The sequence below is a fragment of the Sulfuricurvum sp. genome (genome assembly GCF_023229695.1).
GTDB lineage: Bacteria > Campylobacterota > Campylobacteria > Campylobacterales > Sulfurimonadaceae > Sulfuricurvum.
Window position 1 is genome coordinate 1 of sequence record NZ_JALNYS010000025.1, and the last position, 23,581, is coordinate 23,581.

At 47.9% G+C, this 23,581-nt stretch carries 25 protein-coding genes and 1 tRNA gene; 13 read left to right on the forward strand and 13 right to left on the reverse strand.

The features are described 5' to 3' along the window. Nucleotides 1–391: 391 nt before the first annotated feature. Complete coding sequence (locus M0P91_RS14395; RefSeq protein WP_295068964.1) at nt 392–1,459, forward strand: AI-2E family transporter; 1,068 nt, start codon at nt 392–394, stop codon at nt 1,457–1,459. On the opposite strand, the gene M0P91_RS14400 is transcribed toward M0P91_RS14395, so the two are convergent. Next, a complete protein-coding gene (locus tag M0P91_RS14400) occupies nt 1,456–1,767 on the reverse strand; it encodes a YtxH domain-containing protein (RefSeq protein ID WP_295068967.1) in 312 nt (103 codons plus the stop codon). The genes M0P91_RS14395 and M0P91_RS14400 overlap by 4 nt on opposite strands. Nucleotides 1,768–1,776: 9 nt before the next feature. After that, nucleotides 1,777–2,181 carry a hypothetical protein gene (locus tag M0P91_RS14405; RefSeq protein ID WP_295068970.1) on the reverse strand — a complete coding sequence of 135 codons (405 nt, stop codon included), beginning with the start codon at nt 2,179–2,181 and terminating at the stop codon, nt 1,777–1,779. A gap of 363 nt (nt 2,182–2,544) precedes the next feature. Between M0P91_RS14405 and M0P91_RS14410 the strand changes: the two genes are divergently transcribed. Together M0P91_RS14410 and M0P91_RS14415 are read left to right on the forward strand one after the other, a co-directional pair. After that, complete coding sequence (locus M0P91_RS14410) at nt 2,545–3,186, forward strand: ParA family protein (protein ID WP_295068973.1); 642 nt, start codon at nt 2,545–2,547, stop codon at nt 3,184–3,186. Between the two features lie 93 nt (nt 3,187–3,279). After that, entirely contained in the window at nt 3,280–3,501 is a 222-nt protein-coding gene (locus M0P91_RS14415; RefSeq protein WP_295068976.1) for a hypothetical protein, read from the forward strand. 10 nt (nt 3,502–3,511) lie between these two features. On the opposite strand, the gene M0P91_RS14420 is transcribed toward M0P91_RS14415, so the two are convergent. After that, nucleotides 3,512–5,071, reverse strand: a complete 1,560-nt coding sequence (locus M0P91_RS14420) for a DUF2235 domain-containing protein (protein WP_295068979.1) — start codon at nt 5,069–5,071, stop codon at nt 3,512–3,514. Between the two features lie 185 nt (nt 5,072–5,256). On the opposite strand from M0P91_RS14420, the gene M0P91_RS14425 reads away from it, so the two are divergent. After that, nucleotides 5,257–5,418, forward strand: coding sequence for a hypothetical protein (locus M0P91_RS14425; RefSeq protein WP_295068981.1), 162 nt, complete (start codon nt 5,257–5,259; stop codon nt 5,416–5,418). 142 nt (nt 5,419–5,560) lie between these two features. Here the strand turns inward: M0P91_RS14425 and M0P91_RS14430 are convergent. From M0P91_RS14430 to mraY, 5 genes are all read right to left on the reverse strand, one after another. Then, nucleotides 5,561–5,636, reverse strand: a tRNA-Phe gene (locus M0P91_RS14430). A 70-nt stretch (nt 5,637–5,706) separates the two neighbouring features. Further along, nucleotides 5,707–6,918: a UDP-N-acetylmuramoyl-L-alanine--D-glutamate ligase gene (gene murD, locus M0P91_RS14435; protein WP_295068984.1), complete on the reverse strand. Its 1,212-nt coding sequence runs from the start codon at nt 6,916–6,918 to the stop codon at nt 5,707–5,709. A gap of 25 nt (nt 6,919–6,943) precedes the next feature. Then, a complete protein-coding gene (locus M0P91_RS14440) occupies nt 6,944–7,480 on the reverse strand; it encodes a hypothetical protein (protein ID WP_295068987.1) in 537 nt (178 codons plus the stop codon). Beyond that, nucleotides 7,473–8,462: an AAA family ATPase gene (locus M0P91_RS14445; RefSeq protein ID WP_295068989.1), complete on the reverse strand. Its 990-nt coding sequence runs from the start codon at nt 8,460–8,462 to the stop codon at nt 7,473–7,475. Before M0P91_RS14445 ends, M0P91_RS14440 begins: the two co-directional genes overlap by 8 nt. A gap of 10 nt (nt 8,463–8,472) precedes the next feature. Further along, nucleotides 8,473–9,531: a phospho-N-acetylmuramoyl-pentapeptide-transferase gene (gene mraY, locus M0P91_RS14450; RefSeq protein ID WP_295068992.1), complete on the reverse strand. Its 1,059-nt coding sequence runs from the start codon at nt 9,529–9,531 to the stop codon at nt 8,473–8,475. Nucleotides 9,532–9,617: 86 nt separating this feature from the next. On the opposite strand from mraY, the gene gpmI reads away from it, so the two are divergent. The 5 genes from gpmI to accA all read left to right on the forward strand — a co-directional run bounded on the left by gpmI (nt 9,618) and on the right by accA (nt 14,506). Beyond that, nucleotides 9,618–11,093: a 2,3-bisphosphoglycerate-independent phosphoglycerate mutase gene (gpmI, locus tag M0P91_RS14455; RefSeq protein WP_295068995.1), complete on the forward strand. Its 1,476-nt coding sequence runs from the start codon at nt 9,618–9,620 to the stop codon at nt 11,091–11,093. A gap of 104 nt (nt 11,094–11,197) precedes the next feature. Further along, entirely contained in the window at nt 11,198–11,941 is a 744-nt protein-coding gene (gene fabG / locus M0P91_RS14460) for a 3-oxoacyl-ACP reductase FabG (protein ID WP_295068998.1), read from the forward strand. Between the two features lie 82 nt (nt 11,942–12,023). Continuing rightward, entirely contained in the window at nt 12,024–12,254 is a 231-nt protein-coding gene (gene acpP, locus M0P91_RS14465; protein WP_295069001.1) for an acyl carrier protein, read from the forward strand. Between the two features lie 88 nt (nt 12,255–12,342). Beyond that, nucleotides 12,343–13,560, forward strand: a complete 1,218-nt coding sequence (locus M0P91_RS14470) for a beta-ketoacyl-ACP synthase II (RefSeq protein WP_295069004.1) — start codon at nt 12,343–12,345, stop codon at nt 13,558–13,560. A gap of 10 nt (nt 13,561–13,570) precedes the next feature. After that, nucleotides 13,571–14,506, forward strand: coding sequence for an acetyl-CoA carboxylase carboxyl transferase subunit alpha (gene accA, locus M0P91_RS14475; RefSeq protein ID WP_295069006.1), 936 nt, complete (start codon nt 13,571–13,573; stop codon nt 14,504–14,506). Between the two features lie 41 nt (nt 14,507–14,547). On the opposite strand, the gene M0P91_RS14480 is transcribed toward accA, so the two are convergent. From M0P91_RS14480 to M0P91_RS14500, 5 genes are all read right to left on the reverse strand, one after another. After that, nucleotides 14,548–15,351 carry a 3'-5' exonuclease gene (locus M0P91_RS14480; RefSeq protein WP_295069009.1) on the reverse strand — a complete coding sequence of 268 codons (804 nt, stop codon included), beginning with the start codon at nt 15,349–15,351 and terminating at the stop codon, nt 14,548–14,550. Continuing rightward, the gene (locus M0P91_RS14485; protein ID WP_295069010.1) at nt 15,348–15,935 is read right to left on the reverse strand and encodes a phosphoribosylanthranilate isomerase; all 588 of its coding nucleotides are present in this window, start codon (nt 15,933–15,935) and stop codon (nt 15,348–15,350) included. Before M0P91_RS14485 ends, M0P91_RS14480 begins: the two co-directional genes overlap by 4 nt. Before the next feature lie 118 nt (nt 15,936–16,053). Further along, a complete protein-coding gene (gene rpe, locus M0P91_RS14490) occupies nt 16,054–16,695 on the reverse strand; it encodes a ribulose-phosphate 3-epimerase (protein ID WP_295069012.1) in 642 nt (213 codons plus the stop codon). 103 nt (nt 16,696–16,798) lie between these two features. Further along, a complete protein-coding gene (locus tag M0P91_RS14495; protein ID WP_295069014.1) occupies nt 16,799–18,193 on the reverse strand; it encodes a chemotaxis protein CheX in 1,395 nt (464 codons plus the stop codon). Then, nucleotides 18,177–19,010: an HDOD domain-containing protein gene (locus M0P91_RS14500; RefSeq protein WP_295069017.1), complete on the reverse strand. Its 834-nt coding sequence runs from the start codon at nt 19,008–19,010 to the stop codon at nt 18,177–18,179. Before M0P91_RS14500 ends, M0P91_RS14495 begins: the two co-directional genes overlap by 17 nt. Before the next feature lie 169 nt (nt 19,011–19,179). Here M0P91_RS14500 and rpmB point away from each other — a divergent pair, with 169 nt between their 5' ends. The 4 genes from rpmB to lepA all read left to right on the forward strand — a co-directional run bounded on the left by rpmB (nt 19,180) and on the right by lepA (nt 23,578). After that, nucleotides 19,180–19,368 carry a 50S ribosomal protein L28 gene (rpmB, locus tag M0P91_RS14505; RefSeq protein ID WP_013459236.1) on the forward strand — a complete coding sequence of 63 codons (189 nt, stop codon included), beginning with the start codon at nt 19,180–19,182 and terminating at the stop codon, nt 19,366–19,368. Nucleotides 19,369–19,520: 152 nt separating this feature from the next. Further along, nucleotides 19,521–20,708 carry a bifunctional glutamate N-acetyltransferase/amino-acid acetyltransferase ArgJ gene (gene argJ, locus M0P91_RS14510; protein ID WP_295069020.1) on the forward strand — a complete coding sequence of 396 codons (1,188 nt, stop codon included), beginning with the start codon at nt 19,521–19,523 and terminating at the stop codon, nt 20,706–20,708. Nucleotides 20,709–20,773: 65 nt separating this feature from the next. Next, nucleotides 20,774–21,703: a ribose-phosphate pyrophosphokinase gene (locus M0P91_RS14515; protein ID WP_295069022.1), complete on the forward strand. Its 930-nt coding sequence runs from the start codon at nt 20,774–20,776 to the stop codon at nt 21,701–21,703. A gap of 84 nt (nt 21,704–21,787) precedes the next feature. Further along, nucleotides 21,788–23,578, forward strand: coding sequence for a translation elongation factor 4 (lepA, locus tag M0P91_RS14520; RefSeq protein WP_295069065.1), 1,791 nt, complete (start codon nt 21,788–21,790; stop codon nt 23,576–23,578). Nucleotides 23,579–23,581: the final 3 nt, after the last annotated feature.

The following is a 23,581-nucleotide window of genomic DNA, read 5'->3' on the forward strand; positions in this document are numbered from 1 at the left end:
TAACAGAAAAGTGCGTAATATCAGTTAGCAATCTCCCGCATCCGAAAGATGCGGGAAGCTTCAGGGGGGTGCAGGGGACAAATTGTCCCCTGCCACTTTACGGGCTTGGCCCGAAAAGTGCGTAACAGAAAAGTGCGTAATATCAGTTAGCAATCTCCCGCATCCGAAAGATGCGGGAAGCTTCAGGGGGGTGCAGGGGACAAATTGTCCCCTGCCACTTTACGGGCTTGGCCCGAAAAGTGCGTAACAGAAAAGTGCGTAATATCAGTTAGCAATCTCCCGCATCCGAAAGATGCGGGAAGCTTCAGGGGGGTGCAGGGGACAAATTGTCCCCTGCCACTTTACGGGCTTGGCCCGAAAAGTGCGTAACATCAGTAAAAAGGAAAAGCGGATGGAACAAAACCATTTTTTGCGTTGGATGGGGGGAGGGGCATTGATCCTGATCGTATGGATTTTCGCCCCTTTTTTGAAAAGTTTTTTTGTCGCGCTCTTGTTGGCGATGGCGTTTTCCCCCCTCCATCGGAGTTTGGAATTAAAAATCATCTCTCATGAACGGTTCAAGCCGATAGCGTCGCTATTATCGGCGAGTACGGTCACCCTCGGACTGTCGCTGATCATCTTTTTGCCGATCGTTATTTTTTTATTCCAGCTGCTGGATAGCCCTTCCAACACCATTGCGATGATCCGCTCCGTCGGAGAGAAGATCGATATTCTCCCCACCTATCTCCCCGCCTATATGGCATGGCTTAAAGATCCGCTGGAGCATCTGATCGTGCAGGCCAAGCTTCATCAGGAGGCGATTATTGCCTTTTTCGCCCAATGGTTCGGAAGCGGTTTGAAAACGTTTATGTCGATGCTGGGGGAGATGGCGATGATCGTTATTTTCTTCTTTTTTCTCAATTGGTACGGCCGGAGCATTACCCTCTTCACCCTTCCGATCATTCCGCTGGCCCGATCGATCAAGCGGGAGTTCCTGGGGGATATGATGACGACGACGGCGGTTGTCTTTTATACCCTTGCGGGGGTGATGATGGCACAGGGGGTCGCATTCGGGATTTTTATCGCTTTTTTTGAAGGCTACAACCCCTTTCTCCTGGGATTTATGGCCGGAATTTCGGCTATTATCCCGGTCGTCGGGACGGCATTGATCTGGGTTCCGGTTGCAGTGAACGAATATCTGCGCGGCAACATTATGCACGCCTTGGTAATCTCTCTTTACTCCTGGGCTGTGATGGCTTTTTTTATCGATAATATTGTCAAACTTCTTATTTTGAACTACATCAACCGTAAGCTCAACAGCGGCGAAGGGAGAATCAATGAATTTGTGATCTTTTTTGCGATTGTGGGAGGATTGGCGACATTCGGATTCTGGGGATTGATACTCGGACCGGCCATCGTCGCCTTTACGATTACGACGCTGCGGGTCCTTCGCAAAACGAACCGGGGAGGGCTCCGTTAGCTTAGGGCCTGTACCTCTTTGCGCAGTCGGTTAAGCTCTTCGAGGATATGGGAGACTTCGCTCTCTTTGGCGGCATCTTCGGTGTCGGCGTGGGTATAGCGCTCAACGGTACTTTGAAACGTCTGGGTCAGTCTCTCCAGCTGCGCTTTGGCTTTGTCCACCCACTCATGGTGGTCGATATTGAGGTTCTCTTCCAATTCATGGATTTTATCCACAATCTCATCTTGATGTTTAAATACGTAATAAGCGGCGACTCCGCCGACCGCAGCACCGAGTACGAAGCTAAGAAGGGTGTTGTTTTGATTCATGATATTCTCCTACGAATGGTTTTTTTTCTTGAAAAATTGAGAGAGGGCTCCGATTGCCAACGTTCCGACGGTGACTTTGGCAATGCCGTTGGAGGCTCTAAGGGCCAGAGAACGGGTCTCTTCATGAATATAGGCGATGAGATCGCGCACTTCATGCAGGGCAAGGACCGATTTCTCGCTGATGGTATGGGTTTCATCTTTGAGATGGGTCAACAATTCACTTACGTCGTGCAGGGTAACGGCCGCTTTCGTAGAGAGAAAGCTGAGCTCATTTTGGACATGGGCGATAAACTCATGCACCCTGTTCATGCTCTTGACCGTCTGGATACCGATGAAAACGATAACGGTCGTAATAATTAACATACACAGTGCAATGATCCCGACAAAAAGGGTAAGAAGCTGTTGATCTGTCATGGTTAACCTTTCGTCATAATTTTTATTGTATCGCATTTTAGAAAATAGCCTCCTAAATAAGTGATGTTACGCACTTTCCGCTCATAGCCCGTAAAGTGGCGGGGACGGCCCAGCCGGTACTACGTACATCGGCTGGGTTCCAAAGCTAAAAAAGCCAAGCCGTTGGCTTTTTTAACGCTTTTCACCCCTGCACCCCCCTGAAGCTACCCGCATCTTTCGGATGCGGGAGATTACTAACCTTTTCGCACGTGTTTAGACAAAGTGCGTAATATCAGCTCTATAACTTTCGCCGATAATGGAGACCCCTCCGTTTAAGGGGCAAAAATATATACTTTCCATATTCTTATTATACAGAAGGCATACATGATACTTACCGTTTCCCATCAAAAAGGGGGGGTCGGAAAATCGACCGTCGCTTGGAATCTTGCGGTTAATTTTTCAAAAATAATCGAGACCCGCATTATTGACCTCGATACCCAGCGCTCATTAACCGTGACCAATTCGCTTCGCAAAGAGCAGGGGCTTAGGCCGATACCGATGCTCCATTTCGATACGGCCGAAGAGTTGGCACGATACGCCCAAGAAGAGGGCGATGGGGTGCTGACCATCATCGACTCGGGGGGATTTGACAGCGCATTCAACCGTGTTGCCATTATCGCATCGGATCTGCTGATCACCCCGGTCAGCGATAAACCGTTTGATCTGATGGGGATTCAAAAATACGAAGAGATCCTTAAAAGCCTCTCGGAGATTCAGGGGGAGACGATCAAAACCAAGGTGCTGTTCAACAATATCAATCCGGCGATGAAACGTTTCGGCGATTTGGTTGATTTCATCTGTTTATCGGAACATTTCGATCTTTTGACCTCGATTCTGCGTCAAAGGGTGGATATCGCCCATTCGGTCGGAGAAGGGAAAAGTATCAAAGAGTACCGGATCTTCAGCAAAGCCGATCAGGAGATGGATGAGCTGTTCGGTGAGGTGAAAACGTTATTGGGGTTCTAAGGGCACGCACCGTATTGCCCCTTTTTGTAGGAGGTGAAGCATGCCGGATAAAATATTTAAAACATATTTAAAAGATATATAAAGGATATCGAAATGGCCAAAAAAACATTTTTGCAAAATATTGAAAAAGTCAAAAGTTCCGCAGCGATGAGCGAGCGTGAAAGTGCTGTAAAAACGGAAAAAGAGAAAAAGAAAAAGCTGATCACGATTCCGGTCGATTGGGAGGAAAAAATACGCGATTTTCACGGCGGAACCGTGAGCGCCTACATTCTCATTGCGCTGCAGGAACGGATGCGGCGCGACGGACTGTTGTAGAGAGAAAGCACTATTCGACCCGCGTAACGGTGATCTCCACCGAACCGAGGTTGTTGTTGTATTTGTCGATCAAATCGTTGGCAAAAACGAAAAATTCCCCGTTTTCCGTCGCTTCATAGAGATGATCGTTATCGGTATGGTGCAAAATCCGGAAAAGGTTGCGCTCATCTTTATTGAGCGTACCGATCACTTCGAACCACTCCGCTTCGGGGCAGCGCCGTCCCGATTCGGCAAAGCGAAAGATAAACTCTTTGACTCCGCCGAGTTTGGATCGATCCCACCCTGCAGGGGTAGCGGAGATATCCGAATCGTACCAAAGCTGATTGCGATCCAGATCAAAACGGTAGTGCTCTCCCGTTTTGACCAAGATACGGGTAGGGCTGTAACGCTGATTGGCCTGAACGATAAAGGTACGGCTTTCACCGATAGAGAGGGGAGATGCCGAATGTGCCGCCGCAAGACGGGCATCGTAGATAGAAGAGTATTCTACGATACGCTCCGCACTGTACCAAACGCGAATGCCGAGTCCTTCGTTGGTGTAAGGGTTGATCATCCGCTCCCGTAATGCATGAGGTATATAGTCGGGATTATCGGCCATACGGTCAAACAGACTATGGTGGATAATGGGGGGATAAATCGAGGGGATTTCGTTCATAATGATGCGGGGTGAGCGGTAGTCGAGAAATGCCTCTTTGAAGTGGGTGATCGCATGTTGTTGATGACTCATCCCTAACGGGTTGGGTTGAATAATGAGATCGTCGTATCCGATCGGTTCATGATCCCCCTCTATCAGATCGCTGCACGCCACCTCTTTAGGGGTGAGGAGGGAAAGCCCGAGATCTCTTTGTTTCAGTTCGTCCAGCATGAATTGGAGGGTGTTGTCCGAAAGACCGTCATAGCGGTATCCCCCTCCGACATCGGAGTGGGCCCCCGCAAACCAGATTTCGGTGACCCGCTCATCTTTGTTGATCAGTGTCGGAAAAAAGGCGATGCGCCGGTCATCCATCGAGAGGAGATGGAGCGCCTCCTGAACCAGAGGGGAGATGCTCCGGTTTTCAAAGACGACGTCCGAAGCGGGCTGAAGCTCTTTGTTCAGAAGATTGGGTTTCTTGATCGCCGCAACCGTATCGAAGAGACCCATAAAACGGATATCGGGGGGAGTTTTACCCAATGCCGGAAACGTCGTCGACAGGACCGATGCAAAACGCCGTGCGATCGCCGCCCCCCGGCTGAATCCGAACACGAAAAGGCGGTCTCCCGTTTCATAATGGCGGTAGAGATCGCTGATCGCGCGTTTGAGGATGGTGCTGACGTCCTGATTCGGCGGTGCGACGGTTTTGTTGATGAGCTTGTCCAACCACGATCCGTAAGTTCCGACGCCCGAGTAATAAAAACTGCTCTGATCGCTAAAAACGCTCTTTCCCCGCAGATCGCCGCCGAAAAGGAGGTGAAGCTTGAGAATATTGGTGATGCTGTCGTCTTCGACGCTGCCGCCGAGGGTATGGTGCTGCAGCGCATCTTCGGGATCGTTGCAGGTTCCGTCAAAACAGAGGATGATATTTTTAGACATGGTGACCCTTTTGGTAAATCGGATGTGAAAATGTGTAGCCGAATATATTTTATTTTAAAAAAACTGAAGATGTTGTTAATGCGTCGGACACACTAGCCGTTCGGAAAATGTGCAGGTAAGAGGTGTCATCGCTTTAACAAAAAGTCGGATACAATTTCGCATTTTTTTCAGGGGGTCCAAAGAGAATGGAACATCTATTTACAGGGTACGGGATGATCGGGATCGGATTGGTGTTGATAAGCATTTTTTTCGTATTCGCCAAAGTGATGGGATTTGTATGGAAGATCGTCTTTTTCGGGGCGATAGCACTGGGCGGTTTTGTCTATTTTCGAAATATGATCAGTTAAAAGGGTTGCGGCCCTTTGGGCATTACTACAAAGTTAACAGAATCGTACTTGATTAGTGAATAGATGAGGGAGATTTTTTGTGAGGGTGTACAACGAAAAAAACCTCTCTAAATATCCCGTTATAGGACTTTTAGAGAGGTTATGGTGGCCAATCTCGGAATCGAACCAAGGACACAATGATTTTCAGTCATTTGCTCTACCGACTGAGCTAATTGGCCGCACATTTACTTGTGAGGCCGAAATTATAGCGCCATAAACTTAAAAATAAGCTTAAGACTATAAAAGCGACTATTTTGTCGCTTTTGCAAGCTCTTTGAACAGATTTCCGCGTTGCGCATACGAGGTAAATTGGTCCAGACTGGCCGCTGCGGGAGAGAGCATGGCGACGCTGTGGCGGGTGTGCTTTTTGCTGATTTGCTCTACGGCTACGTCGATGGTGTGGCAAAGGGTGCAGGGGATGGCGTATTGGTTGCAGAGCGCTTCGAGGCGCAGCGCGTTGGCTCCGATCGCATAAACGGCAACGTCGTATTTCGAGAGGGGGGCGAAGAGCTCTTCGAGCTCCACCCCTTTGTCATCCCCTCCCAGAATCAAATGGATCGGATAATCGGTGTAGGTCCGCAAAGCGGCCAGCGTTGCGTCGATGTTGGTCGCTTTGGAATCGTTGATCCAGAGACGGTCGCGGGAGTCTCGGAACTCTTCCTGGCGATGGGGATCGAGGATGAAAGCGTTAATCCGATCGTAATCGCACCGGTCGTAGAGAATTTTGTCCATCCCCATCGCGATCATCGCATCCATCAAAAATGCCCCTTTGAATTTGATTTTTTTGGGATCAAATCCGAAATAGGAGGCTAAATCTTTTTCGTTTTCATAAAGGATCTTAAAGCCGTTTGTCGGCGTATCGGCAAACATTTTCGGGAGAATGATCGCTTCGCCCTCTTTCATCATTGAGAGGGGCTTGAGTTTTGCGTCGTAATAAGCCTCCATGCTTCCGTGCCAGCTGACATGATCGGGGGTGACCGGGAGGAGGGCATAGATATTCGGGACGGCGATGCGGTTATAGTGCATGCTAAACGAACTGGTTTCCAAAATCCAGATCGGGGCATCGGGGGAGAGATCGGCGAGAGGGGTGCCGATGTTGCCGCCGCTGATCGCCCCTCTATCGCTCAGGAGATGCTCTACCATCTGTGTCGTCGTTGTTTTTCCGTTGGTGCCGCTGATCCAGATGCTAAAAGGCATTGTGGGGGCGAAAAAGTCGTATTCGCTGATCAGGTGGGTCGCTTTTTGGATGAGAGGGTGCGTTGGGGGAAATCCGGGTGAGGGGATCTCATGGGTGAAAAGACGGGTATCAAACTCTTGAATCGGCTTGAGAAAATTTCCCTCTTCGTCGGTGAACGGTTTGGTGACTTTATCATCAAAAAAAGTACAGGGGCCAAAGCGTTTCGCAATGGCCTGGGTCGTTTTGCCGTAGCCGAAACAGGCGATATGTTGGTTATTAGTCATTGGAGATTCTCTAAAGAGATAAGTGTCAGCATTGTAAATCCTTGGCAGTTTTCTTTTTGAATTGAGTTGTGAAAAAGGACACATCTTCCGTATAAATATCATTAATAAAAAATGTTTCCTTATGTTTATTCAAAAATTCAAAAGTTGTACTTTTGAATAACCCTCTTTTGTATCGTTCTTCTTTTGGAGTAAACTTGTTGTATACCAAACAAAAAATAAATTCATAACTATTTTTAGAGATACTTAAACGATTTAAGAGTACCTCTAATTCTCTTTTTCCATCGATTAATTTTTTTTCAATCTCTTGTTTATCAGGTTTTTTCTGATTTTTAAATTCAATTAGATAAACATGATTTTTGGTTTCATCAAAATAGATAGAGTCAAATGATTTTGGTCTATGATTTGAATCGGGATACATATTTTCTATAATGGCATCAAAATCAATGACTTCAACACTTGTATCTTTACAAAGGTGGAAATTATTTTCACTATCAAAACTTGTTTTTTTGAAAGTTGAAATAAAAGAGTTGTACTCTCGATAAAATAGATTAAAATCAGCCATTGTTAAAACGGTCACTTTCCATCTCTTCAAAGAGATCATAAGGTTCGGAGAGTTTTTCATAGATAGAGACCAACGTCTGTGAATTGCTATCATTGACTTTTTTGATATACCCATCCTCTGCTAAGTAGAAATTCGCTATATCCTCGATTTTTTCTCTATCTGCATACCTTTTAAGTGCTTCAATCATATAGGGGCTATGAGAATTTACCAAAATTTTCACCCCGTTTTTCACCAACTCAACAATCAATTTTGCCATCTCTAATTGCCATTTTGGGTGAAGATGCACTTCAGGTTCATCTAAAATAAGGACGGTGTTTTCATTGAGATAGTTATTTTGGGACAAGACTTGAAAAAGACCAAAGTATTTGATACCTGTGGCGGTATTGAGAAGTTCGATTTTTTGACCCTTTTTATCAAAAAAGAAACGCCCCATTTCATCTTTCTTAAACTCACCATTCATCAAAGAGATTACTTTGTCTTTAATATCAATTCCATTTGAGGCATTTTTGATAAAAAGTTTAAAATTGAGATCTTTCATCAAAAAAGGATAATCCACTTTTATACCCATCTGTGACTCTATTTGAGCTATGTCTCTAAAGAAGTCGGTGAAATTCCAAATTAAAGGGGTTTCTATAAACAGCACCTCTTTATTTTCATGATATGAAAATAAAGTCATACCGGATGATTGAAATCCATCAACTTCTTGAAAGTGAAGTTGTCCGAATTTTGATTCCAAATTTATATATGCGTTTTTTGAAAGAGTGGTATTAAAAACTTTTTTGAAAATATTATCGGCTGAGAAATAAGCCGTCCCTTCGGCTTTTTCACTTTCTATACCCATTTGGATACTTGCAAGCATTACAAACAGAGCCTTTCCAACCGTACTTTTCCCCGTATCGTTTTCTCCGGCGATGACCGTTAGTCCATCGAGCTTAACGTTAGCTTCTTTGATCATGCCGATGTTATTTAGTTCAATGGTCATAATTGGATTCCTATCGTATTTTCAGGGTAATAAGGGCGAGAATATTCGACAATAGTGAGATAATCCAGAAACGGACGATGATTTTATTTTCTGCCCACTGTTTCATCTCAAAATGGTGGTGGATCGGTGCCATCAAAAAGACCCTCTTTTTACGAAGTTTATAACTGCCCACCTGCAAAATGACCGAAACCGTTTCGATAACGAAGATCAGACCGATTAAGATCAGGAGAATTTCACTTTTGCCGATGATTGCCATGTAGGCGATAAACGCCCCGAGGGTAAGCGAACCGCTGTCCCCCATAAACACCTGAGCCGGATGGCAGTTGAACCATAAAAAACCTAATAGCGACCCGATCAGTGCCATGGCGATGATGACCATCTCTCCGGCGGGAATTTTAGGCATTAAAAGGTAATGGGCGAGAGCGGCATTTCCGACGATATAGACAATGATACTGAGTGAAAGAAGGGCAAAGATCGAGGGGACGGTCGCCAATCCGTCCAGTCCGTCGGTCAGGTTGACGGCGTTGGAGGTGGCCGTGATGACTAAAACCCAAAAAAGGATGCTGTACCATCCCATGTCAAAGAGGCTGGATTTGACAAAAGGGAGGTAAAATCCGGTATCGAAATGGGCGATTTTAATTAAAAAAATGCCGATAGCCAAGCCGAAAACAAACTGCAGCAGCAGTTTGGCACGTGCACTGAGGCCGGCGAGATTATGGCCGCCTCGGATTTTTCCCCAATCGTCGGTAAAGCCGATATAGGCGTAAAAAACAAGGGTTAAGAGGCCGCCGACGGCAAACGGGTTCATCAGATTGACGGTCAGGAGAGAGGCGATGACGGTCGAAGCGACAAAAACAATCCCCCCCATCGTCGGAGTTTTGGCTTTCCCCTGATGGGCGCTGACGTATTCGTTGATCGGCTGTACCCGGCTGGAACGTTGGGCCCAGGCGATAAAACGGGGCATTAGAAAGAGGGTGAGAAACAGACCGATAAAAAAGGCGATTCCGGCACGGACCGTAATATACTGAAACAGGTTGATGCCAAGAGCGTTGTGAAACCAATATAACATGTAGCGGACTCTTTATGAATGTAAATTGTAAAGAAAGTGACATTTTAATATAATCCCCCCAAAGTTTGATTAATCGAGGAGCCAATTTGAGCAAAAAAACCGTTTTAGTCATTACCGACGGGATCGGATACTCTCCGAAACGAGAGTACAATGCATTCCATCATGCGACAAAGCCGACCTATGAGAAGCTTTTTAAAGAGGTTCCCCACTCTTTGATTGATACCTTCGGTTTGAGCGTAGGGCTTCCGGAGGGGCAAATGGGCAATTCCGAAGTGGGGCACATGTCTATCGGCAGCGGCCGTGTCCTGTATCAGGACCTGGTCAAAATTTCCCTTGCATTGGAGGAGGGGAAATTTAAAGAGAATCCGGTTTTTGCCTCATTGTTAAAAACAAGCAAGCGGCTTCATCTGATTACCCTGATGAGCGACGGCGGAGTTCACTCCCATATCGATCATTTAATGGGGGTTGCGGAAATCGCGGCCGAAGAGGGAAAGGAGGTGTGGCTCCATCTGATTACGGACGGACGGGATGTGTCGCCGACATCGGCAAAGCTCTTTTTGCATACCGTCAATGCCCATGGATATTCCAATATTAAAATCGGTTCGATCGGAGGCCGTTTTTACGGCATGGATCGGGACAACCGATGGGAGAGGGTCGAAAAAGGGTATAACGCCATTGTCCTTGCCCAACCAAAGACGGAACAAAGTGTCCTCGATTACATCGAAAACGCCTATGCGGCAGGAGAGAGCGATGAGTTTATCACCCCGGCCGCATTTGAAGGGTATGAGGGATTTAAAGAGGGGGATGCGGTCTTGATGCTCAATTTCCGAAGCGATCGGATGCGTGAGCTTACCCCCGCAATCGGCGATCCCGAATTCAGCGGCTTTAAGCGGACGTTTATTCCGACCCATATGGCGACGATCACCCGGTATGACAAGAATTTCCCCTATCCGGTACTGTTTCCCAAAGATGCACCGGTCAATACCCTCTCCGAAGTGATCAGCCGTTCGGGGCTTCGCCAGCTCCATACGGCGGAGACCGAAAAATATGCCCACGTCACCTTTTTCTTTAACGGGGGGGTGGAAGAGCCGTATGAAAACGAAACGCGGGTCTTGATTCCGAGCCCTCAGGTTAAAACCTATGATATGCAGCCGCAGATGAGTGCACCCGAAGTGGGGGATGTCGTCGTTAAAGCGATGGACGATGCGTACGATTTCGTGGTCGTCAATTTTGCCAACGGAGATATGGTCGGACATACGGGCAATTTCGATGCCGCAGTTCGGGGGGTCGAAGCGGTGGATGAGCAGCTGGGGCGGATCCTTGAAGCGGCGCAGCGCAACGATTATGCCGTCGTCATCACCTCCGATCACGGCAACTGCGAAGAGATGCGCGACGATGCGGGCAATATTTTGACCAACCATACGGTCGGAAAAGTGTGGTGTTTCGTCATGGCTGAGGGGGTCACCGAAGTGCATCCGGGCGCGCTGAACAATATCGCTCCGACGGTGCTCAAGCTCATGGGAATTCAAAAACCCGATGAGATGGATATGGCGCTTATTTAGTTTAGAACGTCGAAGGAATAAAATCCCTTCGACTACGCTGGCCGCAGGCAGCGAAGCTTGCCTCTGGTGAGGCAGAAAATTTTAAAAAAGAGGACTTAACATAAATGAAATTTACAGGTAAAAACGTATTGGTAACGGGATCAAGCCGGGGGATCGGTGCCGAGGTGGCAAAAGTGTTGGCGGGATACGGTCTCAAAGTATGGATCAACTATCGAAGCGGTGCTGAAGCGGCGGATGCGGTCAAGGCGCAGATCGAAGCAGCCGGAGGTCAAGCAGCAGTGATCGGGTTTGACGTTTCGGACGAAGCGGCATTTATCGATGCGATCCAGACAATCGTAGAAGCAGACGGAGAGTTCTCCTATCTGGTCAACAATGCGGGGATCACCAAAGACGGATTGGCCCTTCGGATGAAAAGCGACGATTTTATGGCAGTTATCAATGCGAACCTGGTTTCAGCGTTTGTCGGGTGCCGTGAGTCGTTCAAAGCGATGCGCAAGAAAAAATTCGGCGCAGTTGTAAACATCGCCTCCATCGTCGGAGAAACGGGAAATGCGGGGCAGACCAATTACGCCGCTTCCAAAGGGGGCGTTATTGCAATGACGAAAAGTTTTGCGCAGGAAGCGGCAAGCAGCGGTATCCGATACAACACGGTCACTCCGGGATTTATTGCGACCGATATGACCGATGTCCTGACCGATGAGATCAAAGCAACCTTCACGTCAAAAATCCCGATGGGACGTTTCGGCAATCCAAAAGAGGTAGCGGAAGCGACCGCATTTTTATTGAGTGACCATGCCGGCTACATCACCGGAGAGACGCTCAAGGTCAACGGCGGAATGTATATGTAAATGCAACCGGGGGGCAAAACTTCCCCTCTTAAGTTAAATATGCTATAATTACATGATTTTATTCATAAGAACAGGAGCTATAATGGCACTTTTGGACGATATTAAAGAAGTAGTGGTTGAGCAACTCAGCGTAAACCCGGATGAAGTTAAAGAGGATTCTAAATTCGTAGAAGATCTCGGCGCTGACAGCCTTGACGTTGTTGAATTGGTAATGGCCCTTGAAGAGAAATTCGATATCGAAATTCCTGATGACGAAGCAGAAAAGATCCAAACCGTTCAAGATGTAATGAATTACATCCAAAGCAAAAACTAATATCAAGGCGTATGCCTTGATGTCAGTGATTTTACACTTTGGCTTTTTGAAAGCCTGAGTGTAAGACCATTGATGCGCAGGAGAAAATGTGAAACGAGTAGTAGTAACCGGAATGGGGATGATCAATGCAGTAGGTCATGATAAAGAGAGCTCATTTAAAGCTATATGTGATGGTGAATGCGGTATTGATATCATTACTATCTTTGATCCGTCAACACACAGTGCTCAAATTGCCGGAGAAGTGAAAAACTTTGACCCTGAATCGGTTATGGATGCCAGAGAAGTTAAAAAAGCAGACCGCTTCATCCACCTAGGGCTAAAAGCAGCGCAAGAAGCGATGGGCGATGCCAATTTTCCGGAAGGATTTGATAAAGAGCGTTTCGGTATCAGTGCGGCTTCCGGAATCGGCGGGCTCCCTTCCATTGAGAGAAATTCGATTATTTTAGATACCAAGGGGGCGCGTCGTATCTCCCCTTTCTTTATTCCGGGTGCATTGGTCAATATGCTGGGCGGATTTGTGACCATTGATCATGGTTTGCAGGGGCCGAATCTTTCGTGTGTAACGGCATGTGCGGCAGGTACGCACGCGATCAGTGAAGCGGCAAAAACAATTATGACGGGGGGAGCGGACCAAATGCTTGTTGTTGCTGCAGAATCGGCAATCACAGGGGTTGGGGTCGGCGGATTCGCATCGATGAAAGCTTTGAGTACCCGTAACGACGATCCGAAGCACGCATCGCGCCCTTTTGATGCGCAGCGTGACGGTTTTGTTATGGGCGAGGGGGCTGCGGCATTGGTTTTTGAAGAGTATGAGGCGGCCGTAGCGCGCGGCGCCCGTATTTATGCAGAGTTGATCGGATACGGAGAAAGCGGTGATGCAAGTCATATTACGTCGCCTAGTCTTGAAGGGCCTCTTCGTGCGATGAAAGCCGCTCTCAAAATGGCGGGTAATCCAAAAATCGATTACATCAATGCGCACGGTACGAGTACTCCGACCAATGATAAAAACGAAACAGCTGCCATAAAAGGGGCGTTTGGCGGCAAAGAGAACTGCCCTCCGATCAGCTCGACCAAAGGGCAAATGGGGCACTGTCTGGGTGCAGCAGGCGGTATCGAGGCGGTTATCAGTATCATGGCAATGCGTGAGGGTATAATTCCCCCGACGATCAACTATGAGAACCCGGATGAAAACTGTGATTTGGATATTGTTCCTAACGTTGCTCGTGAAGCAGAGCTTAATATCGTTATGAGCAACTCATTTGGATTTGGCGGCACCAACGGTGTCGTGATCTTCAAAAAACTCTAAGGGTTACTCCTTGGCTACCTATTTAGATTTTGAACAAAATATTCGCCAAATTCAAGAAGAGATTATTGCCGCAGAAGTGCGCTATGATCATCATGCGGTAGAGATCCTAAAGCAGGATTTGGAGAAAGAAGTTCAAAAGACCTACAGTAATCTCTCTCCGTATCAGGAGCTACAGCTGGCGCGTCATCAGGACCGTCCGTATGCCCTTGACTACATTAACCTTTTGTTGGATAAAAAATACGAGATTCACGGAGACCGCCATTTCCGAGACGATTTGGCGATTATCTGCTACATCGGGTATATTGGTGAAGAGCGGGTCATGGTGATCGGTGAACAAAAAGGGCGCGGGACGAAAAACAAACTCAAGCGCAACTTCGGTATGCCCAATCCCGAAGGGTATCGCAAGGCGTTGCGTGCCGCCAAAATGGCCGAGAAATTCAATATCCCTCTCTTGATGTTGATTGACACTCCGGGTGCTTATCCGGGGCTGGGTGCCGAAGAGCGTAACCAGAGTGAAGCGATTGCCCGAAACCTTCTGGAGCTTTCCAACCTGAATACCATTACGGTATCGGTTGTAATCGGAGAAGGGGGGAGCGGCGGTGCATTGGCGATCGGTGTGGCCGATAAGCTGGCGATGATGCGCTACTCGGTATTCAGTGTCATCTCTCCGGAAGGGTGTTCTGCTATTTTGTGGAATGACCCGACCAAGGTAGAAGCGGCGACCAAAGCCCTTAAAATCACCAGTGCCGATCTTAAATCGCTTGATTTGATCGACGATATCGTCGATGAGCCGTTAATCGGTGCCCATCGTGACAAAAACAGTGCTGCTGATGCTCTGAAAAACTACTTTCTTGCGCAGGTGAATGCGCTTCGGGCGTTGAGTGACGAAGAGCGTCTTGAAAAGCGGTATAACCGCCTTGTCAGCGTAGGTCGCTATACCGAATAACGGTTCCAAGCTTCTCCCCTCGCGTGAGGGGAGTCGGCAGATTATTTCCTCTCCCCTTCTTCCGGAACCTCTTTCACCGCTTTTTTGAGAGGCTTCATCCTCTTTAGCCGTTTTTCCTCTTTTGAAAACGTAATGAGCTCTTCCGCATTTTTAAGGGTATGGGGGAGAAGGGATAAGGTCCGCTTTAGCAGCTTCGTCGTGGTCATCGCGTCGGAGAGGGCGCGATGGTGGGTTGCCTCTTTGTACAGCTCAAGCTGATCGTTCAGGTAGGCAAGACCGTAGCGCTCACTCTCTATGGTCCGTTCGGCAAGGGCAATGGTGCAAAGAGATCGGTTCAAGAGTCCGCCCAGACCGATACGCTCCATCATGGCTGAGACAAAATTATAATCGAATTTGGCATCATGCCCTACAAAAACCGCATCTCCCAAGAAAAGACGCAGCTCATGCATCACCTTTGCAAGCGGGGGGGCGCTGAGCGTCTGTTCGGTTTGGATGCCGGTAATCTCTTGAATCTGCTTGGGGATCTCCTGGCAATAAACCAAGCTCTCATAGGTGTCAATAATGTGCCCGTTACGGAGTTTGACGGCCCCCACTTCGATAATCTGGTGATGAGAGGGTTTGGATCCGTTGGTTTCGATATCGACAATGCAAAAAAGGGTGTCATCGATCGGTGTCAGTGCCGTTTCCAAGCGGTATAGGGTCTCTGTGAGGAGGATGTTGAGCCCCCGTGCCCTCAGCAGTTCCAGTGAGAGATCATGAGGCAAAGGGAGAAGGTTTTCAAACTCTTTTTGAGGGATACCGTTTTTGGAGAGGCGCGTCATGATTTTCGGATCGAGGTTTATCATGATTGAGCCTGTGCAATAAACGCGGAGACCAACTCAGGTGATTTTTTCCCTTTGGAGGCTTCGACGCCGCTGCTTACGTCGACACCGTAAAAACCGTAGGGTTTGAGCGAAGCGACATTCGAAGGTTCGAGCCCTCCGGCAAGGATGATTTTTGAACAATCGGCCCCTTCAAACCATTCAATATTGAGCCGTTTGCCGCTCCCGCCGTATCCTTCGCAATAGGCATCGATGAGACGGTATTCGTCGTTGTATCGGAAAATATCTTCCTGCTTTTGGGCGCGGATCACTTTCAGCGACGGAAAACCGAGGGTATCAAAAAAATTTTCCTCAACATCAAAATGGATCTGCGCCAAGGTACATCCCGTTTCCAAACAGATCGATCGGATCGTTTCGGCACTTTCATTGACAAAAAGGGCGACCTTTTCAACAAACGGCGGGAGGCGGCGGATGATACGGCGTGCCGATTCGGGAGAAATGTAGCGGGGGGATTGGGGATAAAAAACAAACCCCAGTGCATCGGCACCGGCGTCTATCGCCATCAGGGCGTCGCTAAGATTGGTAATCCCGCAGATTTTGACTCTCATATTATCTATAATAACACTCAAACGAGCAAAGCCCGCTTGAGTGGCAAGGACATATATGTCCTTTGCAATCCCCTAAAGCTTCCAGTATAAATACGGGAGAAAACAGAGTATATATCATTTAAACTCTCAAACTTTCGATGGCTGTTTTATAATCGCTTGCGCCGAAAACATAGCTTCCCGCGACGCAAATATCGACGCCGGCCTCTTTAAGCTGTTGAATATTGGAGCTTCCGACCCCGCCGTCGATTTCGATCAGACACTCGGGATTGATACGGTCACGGAGCGCTTTGAGACGTTCTATTTTTTCGACTACGGTCGGGATGAATTTCTGGCCGCCGAAACCGGGATTGACACTCATCACGAGGACCATATCCAAATCAGCGAGGAGATATTCGATCGCTTCGGCCGGGGTATGGGGATTGAGGACGATGGCCGGTTTGATTCCGAGTGAACGGATTTTCTGGATCAGACGGTGGGGATTTTTCTCTTCTTCGATATGAAACGAGATGTATCCGGGTTTGAGGGGGGCAAACAGATCGACGAAAAAGGAGTTGTTTTGGACCATCAAGTGGATATCAAGGGGTTTGGTAGAGGCTTTGGCGATAGCCTCTACGACAACCGGTCCGATCGTCAGATTAGGGACGAAATGGCCGTCCATCACATCGACATGGACCAGATCGCATCCCGCATCGCAGATGGCGCGGACATCACGCGCTAGGTTGCCAAAATCGGCAGAGAGGATACTGGGGGCGATTAACATGGAAGGGCACCTTGAATAGTTTTCGCTATTTTAGCGAAAAAGTTTTGCAGAGAGCTTTGCCGCCCCCTCTACCTTTACCCTCTTCGGGTAAAACAGGACGTATTTATCGTGTCAAAAAGAACGTAAAATTGCTCCCCTCGAAACTCAAATCGACCTGAACCCCTTTTTTGTTCTGGACGATTTGCATCAGGGCATCGATATCGCCGTAGGTACGGGGAAGGGTGATGTCAACATGCTGTTTCTTCTCCCCCAACAGCGCTTTGGCCCGTCCCCCGATGATATTGACAAATTCGGCTAAAGAGTCCAAAATGGCCTCTTCGTCTTCGGTCTCTTCGCCGATCAGGAGTTCGCATGCCTTTTTGGCAATGTTTTTCGGAAAAACGAGGATGATGATACCGTCAACGTCCCCGTAAAACCCGATCGAACTGGCAAATTGGTTTTTAGACTCTTTTACCGCCAGGGTTTGGATGTTCAATCCATTTTTGACCGCTTTGGCATTGGTCATCATCGCAATGGTGGAGACCGTCGCATCGATAAAATTGGGGAGTTCATTGATCAGGGCTTTGGTGAGGGCCCGATTGGTTTTGGTTGCTGATGGACTGCTTCCGCCAAGATCCTGAAGGAGCTGCTTGTTATTCAAGATGTCATCCATCGTATTGAAAAAGAGGGTCCCCGCATCTTCAAGATCGTGTTTAAACGATTCGGGTGTTTTTTCAAACGTCAATCCGACAAAACAGATGGTCGCATTGTATTCTGCGGCGGATGAGGCAAGTTTGGTGAGAAAATTGAGGGCATGAACATTCATCGAGACCACTTTATGGGCATCAAAAATAAAAAGTCTGAATCCCACATTCAGCGAATTGTTATGGTAAGTGATATTAAAGGTATTCCCTATTTCGGCATCTAGAAAATTGGCGATCGTATAAATAACGGCATTGCCGGTTACGCGGGTGGCGATTTTCTGGCCGAAAATCCCCAAATAACTCTCTTCAATGATCGCATAGTAGAGATCAGGATGCTGTTTTTTTTCGTCAAACTCTTTTTTGCTTTGGGCAATGACCGGATTGTGTCCGTAATCAAACAGTTCGATGGCCATGGCTGAGCGCTGAGAAGGGTCTTCATTATAAAGCAAGACGGTTCGAGAGTCGCTTTTATTGCTCGGAGCGAAAAGCTCGGCAATTTTTTCGGTACGAAAGAGGGAGAAGTTGAGGGCATTTTTGTAAAAACTGATAATGGTCGTAAATTTAACATGATCATAATCGCATAAACCGACCGAAATGTGTTTTTGGCTCCGTATAGTGAGGAGCGTTTTGATAAAAACGTCCAGTCCGTTTTTGTTAAAAAAAATCACCTTCTTTAAAGAGACTAGAAGCATGTCGATATTCATATGCTCTATCGCTTTGATATCATCGATGGTGACGTACGAAGGGGCATTGTTTCCATCCAGAAAGCCTTGCGGATGAAAAACCGCGACCCTCCCTTTAACGGCTGGTTTCATCGTCTACCACCTGCATAAAAGATTCGTAAATATCTTGGACAAAGTCAATCTGAAAATCGATAAATTCGTTGAGTCCGGCACTGACGTAGGCACTTTGGGAAAGTTCGTAAAAGAGGAGCAGATGCATCCATTGCGCTAGAAGTTTTAAGTTTCCGGAAATTTGACTATCCGTCCCCGAGGCGGCATGGACTATCTTGGCAATGGAGGGGGACATTTCCCATTTGAGGGCAATTTCGCTGCACAAGTCGAACAGACTCCGTTTGGAAAGACGGATTAAAATCGTATTGTAATCGAGCGCTTTGACCGAACGCAGCTGTGCTACCTCTTTGGCGTGTGCGCCAAAGAGGGCGTCACACACGATAATACTTGCGGGAAGAAGGGTGATAGCGCTTTCGGTATCGCGGTTGTGGAGTCCCAAATGTTTGAGAATTTTTTCCCATTTGCGTCCCAGAGAGGCTTGCAAATCGTAAAAGTTTTGATCGGTGAGGGTAAAAAGGGACCACTGTTTGGGGAGAAGCAAAGATAGAAGATAGCTGTAGAGGATTTGCTGCGTAGTGGAAATCCCTAAAATACTAAAAATCTGATTGAGATCGCTAACCTCGTTTCGGAATCCGTATATCGGACGGTTGATGAGGGTTTTGAGATAGAGCTTTAAGGCGGGGTCCTCTTCGGCACACTTAGCCGCTTTGGGTAAATCTCCATCCCGCAGATACTCCAGCGTTTGACGGAGCACCGAAGGGGCCGGAGGGATATTTTGTATGTATAAAGAGACTTCTTCTTGTGTAATCACGAAAGGGATATCCAATGTTTTTGTCAATTGTAGTGTGTAATGGCTAAAGGGAGCTTTATATTTTGTTTTAGAGCTTTTTTTACCCTTTTGATTCGGGTGTCGGGCACTCTGGTTCGGGTGCGCTAATTTTCTTAAGGTAAACTTTGGGTTGGTTAAGATAGAATTCGCAACTAAATTTTACGCAAGGAGCCCCAAAATGGCAAGAAAATGTGCTATTAGCGGTAAAGGCCCAATGAGCGGGAACAACGTTTCTCACGCGAAAAACAGAACAAAACGCCGTTTTTTACCAAACCTTCGCACTGTTCGTGTAACACTTGAAGACGGTACGACTAAAAAACTGAAAATTGCTGCTTCTGAGCTTCGTACCCTTAAAAAAGATTCGTAACTTCCGCACATAGTGCCTACGCACCCCGGGAGTTACCTCCCGACTCTTTTTTTGATTTCCCTCTTTTTTCTTTTCTTTAAAATTTCAACATACCCCTTGGTTTGAGAGTCTATAATTCGTCATCATGTTTTGTCTGCAGGAGTTTTTATATTATGGTTAAGATTAACACTATTGACGGCGGTGTTTGTGCCGCGACGGGTTTTTTTGCCGACGGAATCCATATCGGCCTTAAAAAAGAGGGTGCAAAGGATTTGGCCTTTATCTATTCCGACACCTTGTGTTCGATTGCATCGGTTTTTACGACCAACAAAATGACCGCAGCCCCGATACGCCATTTTCGCGCAAAGGGGGATTTTGAAGGAAATTTTGTTCTGATCAACTCCAAAAATGCCAATGCGATGACGGGGCAAGCGGGGATTGATGACATTGACGAGGTCCTTTTGGCTTTGGAGAGGACGTTTGAGCAGATTACCCATCCGGTCATGAGTTCAACCGGAGTCATCGGCGTGCGTCTCCCCAAAGCCAAGATTATTGAAGGGGCGAAAAAAATCGATCTCTCGAAACGTGACGGAGAGAGTGCATCCGAAGCGATCATGACCACCGATACCTTTAACAAGCAGATCGCTTTTGAAGTGATACCGGAGGAGGGGAAACCCTTTCGGATCGGCGCAATGGCGAAAGGGGCCGGGATGATCAATCCGGCCATGGCGACCATGCTGTGCTTCATTACAACCGATGCGGCAGTCGATAAAGCGACGATGCAGTCGCTGTTGGATGAGTGTATCCATACGACGTTCAATGCCGCGAGTGTGGATGGGGATACCTCGACGAACGATACCGTGCTGTTGATGGCCAACGGAAAAAGCGGGGCATTCCATGCCGAAGCGTTTAAAGAGGCGTTGGAGCAAATTATGCTTTTCCTTGCCAAAGAGATGGTTCGTGACGGTGAAGGGGCGACCAAACTGGTCACTTATAAAGTGACGGGAGCCGTCAATGCCAAAGAGGCGGAGATTGCCGCAAAAGCGTTATCAAACTCTCTTTTGGTTAAAACGGCGCTTTACGGCGAAGATCCGAATTGGGGACGTATCGCCTCGACGGTGGGAGCAAGCGGCGTGATGTGCGATGAAGCGTTTCTGAGCATCTGGTTTGACGAGGTGTGCGTTTACAAAAAAGGGGAACTGCTGTTTGATGAAAAACTGGAGCCTCTGGCTGCTGCGGTGATGAAAAAAGCGGCATTCACGATCCATTGCGACATCGGGCTTCAAGACGGCGAATTTACGGCATACGGATGCGATTTGGGGCACGAATACGTCAAAATCAATGCCGATTATCGCACGTAGTATTAGCAATAGCTAAGTGAGTGCGCGGTATAATCGCGCCAATTTAACGGCAACAGGATAACTCAATGCGCGGATACAAAATTTTCAGCGGTTCAGCATGCAGCGAATTCGCAACCGAAGTATGCAAAACTCTCGATGTTCCACTCTCGAAAGCGGAAGTAAAACGTTTTAGTGACGGTGAAATTAACGTTCAAATCGCTGAAAGTGTCCGTGGACGTGATGTCTTTATCATTCAAAGCACAGGGGCACCGTCGAATGATAATCTGATGGAACTGTTGATTATGACGGATGCGTTGCGCCGTTCATCCGCCAGCTCGATTACCGCCGTCGTCCCCTATTTCGGATATGCGCGTCAAGACCGTAAAGCGGCTCCGCGCGTTCCCATTACGGCGAAACTGGTTGCCGATATGTTTGAAACGGCGGGGATTGACCGTGTTGTCACTATCGACTTGCATGCGGGGCAAATTCAGGGGTTTTTTGATATTCCGGTCGACAATCTTTACGGTTCGATTATTTTTCAGGAGTATATCCGCTCAAAAAATCTTCCGAATCCGATTATTGCCTCTCCGGATATCGGGGGAGTTACGCGAGCCCGTTATTTTGCCGAAAAACTGGGGCTTGAGATGGTCATCGTCGATAAACGCCGCGAAAAAGCCAATGAATCGGAAGTGATGAATATCATCGGGGATGTGGCAGGCAAAGACGTCATCATGATCGACGATATGGTCGATACCGCCGGAACGATGGTCAAAGCGGCTGCGGCATTGAAAAAACGGGGGGCGACGTCGGTCATGGCCTGCGCGACGCACGGTGTACTCAGCGGGAAAGCGTTTGAAAACATCAATAACGGAGAACTCGACGAACTGGTGATCTCAAATACCCTGGTGTTAAGAGGACAAAGCGATAAGATCAAAGTCCTCAGCGTCGCTCCTCTCTTTGCCGAAGTGATCCGCCGCGTGTATCATAACGAAAGTGTCAATTCGCTTTTCAGCTAATACTCTCTTTGGGGGTTCCCCCCAACCTCCTAAGCAACCTTCTGCTATAATTCGATTAATTAAAACAAACGAGCAATGAATCAAATGGATAATATTCGCAACTTTTCAATCATCGCCCATATCGACCATGGCAAGAGTACCTTAGCCGACCGCATTATCCAAGAGTGCGGTGCGGTTTCGGACCGTGAGCTGAGCAAACAGATGATGGATACGATGGATATCGAGCAAGAGCGCGGGATCACGATCAAAGCGCAAAGTGTCCGTCTCGATTACGTCAAAGAGGGCAAACACTATATCCTCAACCTGATCGACACTCCGGGCCACGTCGATTTTAGCTACGAAGTCTCTAAATCGCTGGCATCATCGGATGGGGCGCTCTTGATCGTCGATGCGGCGCAGGGGGTCGAAGCGCAAACGATCGCCAATGTTTATATGGCAATGGAAAATAATCTGACCCTCATCCCCGTTATCAATAAAATCGACCTTCCCGCCGCAGAGCCCGAACGGGTCGCCGAAGAGATCGAGACGACGATCGGGATCGATGCGACCGATGCGGTGATGATTTCGGCTAAAACCGGTGTGGGGATTCGTGAACTGATCGACGCGATCGTCGACCGTATTCCGGCACCGAGCGGAGACCCGAGCGCGACGACCAAAGCGATCATTTACGATTCGTGGTTTGACTCGTATCAGGGGGCAATGGCCCTCGTGCGGGTGTTCGACGGGGAGATCAAAATGGGTCAGATGATCAAACTGATGCACAACGATGAAAACCATCAAGTGCTGGAGTTGATGTATCCCCATCCCCTTCGCCGCCAAAAAACCCAAAGCATCAAAGCCGGAGAGATCGGGATCGTGATCTTGGGGGTGAAAGAGGTCGGTTCTATCCGTGTCGGCGATACGATCACCGATGCGCGCAACCCGGCCAAAGAACCGGTCGGTGAATACGCCCCCGCAAAGCCGTTTGTATTCGCCGGGCTCTATCCGATCGACACCGATGAGTTTGAATCGGTGCGCGATGCCCTCGATAAGCTGAAACTCAACGACAGCTCTCTCAGTTATGAGCCGGAAACCTCGATTGCACTCGGGTTTGGTTTCCGTGTCGGGTTTTTGGGGATGCTCCATATGGAAGTTATCAAAGAGCGGCTGGAGCGGGAGTTTAATCTCGATCTGATCGCTACCGCCCCCTCGGTGGTTTATAAAGTCTATAAGACCGACGGAACGATGATCGAGGTCCAAAACCCGAGCGAATTGCCCGAACCGCAGCACATCGAGCGGATTGAAGAGCCCTATGTCCGTGCGACGGTCATCGTACCGACCGATTATTTGGGGAATGTGATTACCCTCTTAACCGCCAAGCGGGGGATGCAGGAGAAGATGGAGTATCTCAACGAGACACGGGTGATGCTCATCTACGTCATGCCGATGAACGAGATCGTCGTCGATTTTTACGATAAACTCAAATCGACCTCCAAAGGGTACGCGAGTTTCGATTACGATCCGATCGAATTTCGTCAGGGGGATCTGGTCAAACTCGATGTCCGGGTCGCGGGAGACGTCGTCGATGCTCTCAGTGTTATCGTTCCGCGCGTGAGTGCCGAATCACGCGGACGGGCACTGGTGAGCAATATGAAAGAGATTGTCCCCCGCCAGCTCTTCGAAGTGGCGATTCAGGCCTCGATCGGAAACCGCGTCATTGCCCGCGAAACGGTCAAATCGATGGGGAAAAACGTCACCGCTAAATGTTACGGTGGGGATATCTCCCGTAAACGCAAACTCCTCGACAAACAAAAAGAGGGGAAAAAACGGATGAAGGCGATCGGAAAGGTTCAGCTTCCGCAGGAAGCTTTTATGTCTGTTTTGAAAATGGATTAATGG